Genomic DNA, 4,551 nt, shown 5'->3' with positions numbered 1-4,551 from the left:
CGCCCGCCGCCGCGCCCACCCGGGCCCAGACGGTCTCCACCGCGTCCTGGGGCCCCGCGGTGACCACCCGCCAGCCCGCGGCGCGCAGCAACCCGGTGGCCTGCTCCTGCTGCTGGGTCAGCCGCACCCGCGCACCCGGGGCCAGCGCGTAGCGGCGACCGCCCCCGCCGGCGGTCGCGTCGTGCCAGGCGGGGACGTCGACCAGCACCGCCACGTCGCTGCCCGGGCCGGACCGGGCGCGGACCAGTGCCGTGACGTCCTCCGCGGTGACCCCGGCCAGCAGGCACACCAGCGGTCCGCCGTCGGCGGTGCGGCGCAGCGCCTGCAGCGCGGTCTCCAGGTCGGTGGCCCGCGAGGCGGTGAGCCCGGCGAGGGACTCGGCCAGGCCGCCGCGGTCCACCACCCCACCCGGCCCGCCGCCGGCCAGCTCGCCGGTGTCGGTCAGCACCCGCAGGTCCGCGCCGGCCGCCAGCAGGTGGTCGCCGATGCTCGCGGCGGCCTCGACCAGCCACTCCAGGGTGTCCGGCGGGGGAGCGGGGTCACCGACCGGGCCGCTGGCGACCACGCCGCCGAGCACGTGGGCCCGCTGCCGGGTGTCCACCAGCAGGGTCGCCGACGAGCGCCACGGCTTCTCCTCCAGCCGCACCATCAGCTCCCCGGTGCGGGCCGTGGCCCGCCAGTGCACCTTGCGCAGGTCGTCGCCCCGGCGGTACTCGCGGGTGCTGACGTCGTCCTCGCCGTGCACGGCCAGCGACCGGCGGGCGCCCACCGCACCCCCGCCGGCGCCGCCGGACAGCGCGACGGCGGGCAGCGGCCGGACCCGGGGCACCACGAGCAGGGTCGCGGTGTCCACCCCGCTGGTGGTGCGCAGCACCAGGCCGAAGGGGTCGACCAGCCGCAGCCGCAGCGGGCCCAGCGGCAGCCGGCCGCGGCGGGCGCCGTGCACCCGGTAGCGCAGCGCCGCGGTGGCCCCGCTGGGCAGCCGCTCCACCAGGAAGCGCGGCCGGGGTCCGAGGTCGACGGGCAGCTGCTCGGACATCGCCCACAGCCCGCCCGGCCGGCGGTCGGTGTTGGTGATCTCCAGCAGGACGTCGGCGTCCTGGCCGCGGGGCAGCCGGGAGGGGGTGACGGTGCGCCGGGAGGCCAGCCGGAACCGGGCCCGGACGACGCCGACCGCGGCCAGCACGGGCAGCGCCAGCACGAACACCGCCACCTGCACCAGCGACCGCTCCCCGAGGAGGGCGCCCAGCAGCACCAGGGTCACCCCGGCCGCGACCAGGCAGCCGCCGCGCAGGGTCAGGCTGGAGGTGAGGTCGGCCAGCCGGCCGCGGCGACGGCCCACGGTCAGCGGCGGCGCGGGACCGGGACGGCGGCCAGCAGCTCGGCGACCACCCGCTCGGGCGTGCGACGGGCCAGCGCGGCGTCGGGGGTGAGCAGCAACCGGTGGGCCAGCACCGGGGCGGCCAGCTCCTGCACGTCGTCGGGCAGCACGTGGTCGCGGCCGGCCAGCGCGGCGGCGGCGCGGGCGGCGCGCAGCAGCTGCAGGCCCGCCCGCGGGGAGGCGCCCAGCCGCAGGTCGGGGCTGCGCCGGCTGGCCTCGACCAGGGACACCACGTACCGGCGCAGCGGGTCGGCCACGTGCAGACCGGCGACGGCGTCGACCATCGCCCGCACGGTGGCGGCGTCGGCGACGGGGCGCAGCCGGGTCAGCGGGTCGACCACCGCCCGGTCGTCGAGCATCGCGAGCTCGGCGTCGCGGTCGGGGTAACCCATCGAGATGCGGGCGGTGAAGCGGTCGCGCTGGGCCTCGGGCAGCGGGTAGGTGCCCTCCATCTCCAGCGGGTTCTGGGTGGCCAGCACCATGAAGGGCCGCGCCAGCTCGTAGGTGGTGCCGTCGACGGTGACCTGCCGCTCCTCCATGCACTCCAGCAGCGCCGACTGGGTCTTGGGCGAGGCCCGGTTGATCTCGTCGGCGACGACCAGGTTGGCGAACACCGCACCGGGCCGGAACTCGAAGGCCCGTGACTCCTGGTCGAACACCGCCACGCCGGTGACGTCGCTGGGCAGCAGGTCCGGGGTGAACTGGATGCGGCGCACCTCGGAGTCCACCGCCCGGGCCATCGCCTTGGCCAGCGTGGTCTTCCCGACGCCGGGCACGTCCTCGATGAGCAGGTGGCCCTCGGCCAGCAGGACCACCAGGGCCAGCCGGACGACGTCGGGCTTGCCGACGACGACGGTGCCCATTGCCTCGGCGATCCGCGCGCCCTCGGCCTGCACGTCGACCTGCGCCGCGGGGTGCCCGTGCCGGGGCGACCCGGTGCCGACCGCTGTCGCCCCCTGTGTCGCCTCCGTCACCCCCGCCACGGTACGTGCCGCGCCCGCCGACCGGGTCCGGTGCAGCCACCGCGCTGCGGGCGCGGGTCCAGCCGCGCTGACGCCCCTTGCTCCCGGGCACGCCGCGGAGGGAGGGGCCACGACGCGGGTCGACCGAGGTCGTGGCGGGCGGTCGCGACCCCCGCCGGCGGGATCCGCCTCCCGCTCGTCACTCCTGTCACAGACCCCTACCGGTGGGGGTCGGTGGGGCGCAGGGGGACACGGGGTGCGAAGTGGTGTCCAGTGGGGGCTGGTGGGTTAGGGTGGCGCCCGATGGGGATGCAGGGCCTACAGGGGGACCTGCGAGGCCCCCGGGAAGCAGAGGTGGGGGTGGTGGACCGGTGTTCCTCGGCAGCCACTCCCTGCGCCTGGACGAGAAGGGCCGCCTCGCCCTCCCCGTGCGCTTCCGCGAGCTGGTCTCCGGCGGCGTCGTGCTGACCAAGGGCCAGGAGCGCTGCGTCTACGGCCTGACCCACGAGCGCGTCGCCGAGGTGCAGCGCGCCCGGGCCGCCGCCATGCCCGCCGACACCGGCCGCGCCCGGGCGCTGAACCGCCTGGGCTTCGGCTCGATGGTCGAGCTGGAGCCGGACAAGGCCGGCCGCATCACGCTGCCGGCGCTGCTGCGCGAGTACGCCGGCCTCGACCGCGACGTGGTCGTCGTCGGCGTCGACACCCGCTTCGAGATCTGGGACGCCGCCGCCTGGGACGCCTACGTCGCCGAGCAGGAGGCCGCCTACGCGGAGAGCGAGAGCGAGGGGATGCCGACCCTGTCCTGACCGCCCCCGACCGCGGGCGCCCCGCGCCCGAGCCCACTTCCCCGGGGCTCGGGCACACCGGACCCGCCAGCCGACTTCCCCGCGGCTGGACCCCCCGGGCGCCCCACCCCGCTCCACCCGCACCACCCAGCCCCACCCCGCACCACCGGCGGGGCCCAGGCCGGCGACCTTCCCCGTCGCCGGACGGGCCCCGCGGTGGTGGGCGCACCGCCGGCACCTCCCCGGGCGCACGGCCCGACACCCCCTGCAACCCCACCGACCCGGGCACCACCCGGCCCAACGGAACCCCACCAGCACCACGAGCCACACCCGCACCACGGCGCCCGGCGCGGTGGTGCACCACCGAGTGGAGAACGGCCCGCGACGGCCGAGAACGAGACCGGTGCGTCCCACGGCCGGGACGCCCCAGCACCCCACAGCACCCCGCAGCACCCCCACCACGGACGGCGAAGGAGGCCCGCGATGAGCGACCCGCAGCCCGCGGTCCACGTCCCCGTCCTGCTCGACCGGGTCACCGAGCTGCTCGGCCCCGCCTGCGCCGCCGACGGCGCGGTGCTCGTGGACTGCACCCTCGGCCTGGCCGGCCACTCCCTGGCGCTGCTGGACGCGCACCCCGGTCTGCGGCTGGTCGGCCTCGACCGCGACCCCGACGCCCGCGCCGAGGCCACCCGCCGCATCGCCGCCGCCGGCCACGCCGACCGGGCGACCGTCGTCCCCGCCGTCTTCGACGAGCTGACCGAGGTCCTCGACGACCTCGGCCTCGACGAGGTGCACGCGGTCCTGGCCGACCTCGGGGTCTCCTCCCTGCAGCTGGACCGCCCCGACCGCGGCTTCAGCTACGCCCACGACGCCCCGCTGGACATGCGGATGGACCCCGGCGGCCCCCGCACCGCCGCCGACGTGGTCAACACCTACTCCCGCGGCGAGCTCACCCGGGTGCTCAAGGTCTACGGCGAGGAGCGGTTCGCCGGCCGGATCGCCGCGGCCATCGAGCGCGAGCGCGCCCGGGAACCGTTCACCACCACCGGCCGGCTCGCCGAGCTGGTCCGCGACGCCATCCCCGCCGCCACCCGCCGCACCGGCGGCCACCCCGCCAAGCGCGCCTTCCAGGCGCTGCGCATCGAGGTCAACGACGAGCTGGGCGTGCTCACCCGGCTGCTGCCCGCGGCGCTGGACGCCCTGGCCGTCGGCGGCCGCATCGCCGTCATCACCTTCCACTCCCTGGAGGACCGGATCGTGAAGCAGGCCCTGGCGCTGGGCGCCACCGACACCACCCCGCCCGGCATGCCGCAGCCGCTGCCCGAGCACGCGCCCTGGCTGCGGCTGCTCACCCGCGGCGGCGAGGCGCCGGCCGACGCCGAGACCGAGCGCAACCCGCGGGCGGCGTCGGCCCGGGTGCGGG

Annotated in this window: 4 protein-coding genes; 2 read left to right on the top strand and 2 right to left on the bottom strand. The window is 77.8% G+C overall.

Annotated elements, in window-relative coordinates; genetic code table 11:
* Both NH342_RS22110 and NH342_RS22105 read right to left on the bottom strand, forming a co-directional pair.
* Nucleotides 1–1,342, bottom strand: a 1,342-nt coding sequence (locus NH342_RS22110; protein ID WP_253018385.1) for a DUF58 domain-containing protein, incomplete at its 3' end; no start/stop codon positions are given.
* 2 nt (nt 1,343–1,344) lie between these two features.
* The gene (locus tag NH342_RS22105; protein ID WP_253018383.1) at nt 1,345–2,355 is read right to left on the bottom strand and encodes an AAA family ATPase; all 1,011 of its coding nucleotides are present in this window, start codon (nt 2,353–2,355) and stop codon (nt 1,345–1,347) included.
* Between the two features lie 359 nt (nt 2,356–2,714).
* Here NH342_RS22105 and mraZ point away from each other — a divergent pair, with 359 nt between their 5' ends.
* Together mraZ and rsmH are read left to right on the top strand one after the other, a co-directional pair.
* Nucleotides 2,715–3,149: a division/cell wall cluster transcriptional repressor MraZ gene (gene mraZ, locus NH342_RS24415; RefSeq protein WP_253018381.1), complete on the top strand. Its 435-nt coding sequence runs from the start codon at nt 2,715–2,717 to the stop codon at nt 3,147–3,149.
* Nucleotides 3,150–3,611: 462 nt separating this feature from the next.
* On the top strand, nt 3,612–4,551 hold a 940-nt coding region (gene rsmH / locus NH342_RS22095; RefSeq protein WP_253018379.1), incomplete at its 3' end, for a 16S rRNA (cytosine(1402)-N(4))-methyltransferase RsmH.

Origin of the sequence: Klenkia sp. PcliD-1-E (assembly GCF_024124375.1) — a bacterium.
GTDB lineage: Bacteria > Actinomycetota > Actinomycetes > Mycobacteriales > Geodermatophilaceae > Klenkia.
Note: the sequence above shows the minus strand (reverse complement) of the source record. Positions and strands in the feature narration are given on the sequence as shown.